Here is a 458-nt window from a genome sequence, read left to right on the forward strand (position 1 = left end):
TCTGTACTTCTCTCTCTATTTCTCTATATTTTTCCTTCTTTACCATATCCATAACAATCTCCGACCCTCAGTTTGTGGGGTACTGGAAACTTATTGTAGCAGATAGAAATCAATATTTGACTTGTCATAGTGTCCGACTATGACAATTACATTGTCGTCGGTCCTGCGGAGCTTCAAAGATACCAGTCTGCAAGCTCCTGAAAGGCGTCCTGATTAGCTTCGAAGTATTCGGAATCCGGAACCTCAATAGGAGGCTCATCAAGCTCTACGGGGTCTTGTAGACGCTCTATGTCGAGAACCTTTGACAGCATCCCATCTTCTAAGACGCTACCCCCACCTCTACCCATGTGAGATATCGTGTAAGTGTCAAGCATATATGCTTTTGCGGAATCATCCACCGCATTGATATCCCTGTTGCCAAGCTCCCACGAACCACGCAACGCAAACAGATTACGCCC

Annotated in this window: 1 protein-coding gene; it reads right to left on the reverse strand. The window is 45.6% G+C overall.

Annotated features, from left to right (window positions below):
• Positions 1-173: 173 nt before the first annotated feature.
• A partial coding sequence (locus KP705_RS21800) for a hypothetical protein (protein ID WP_215765216.1) occupies positions 174-458 on the reverse strand: 285 nt, incomplete at its 5' end.

It is taken from the genome of Gluconobacter sp. P1D12_c (genome assembly GCF_018812105.1).
Taxonomy (GTDB): Bacteria; Pseudomonadota; Alphaproteobacteria; order Acetobacterales; family Acetobacteraceae; genus Gluconobacter; species Gluconobacter oxydans_A.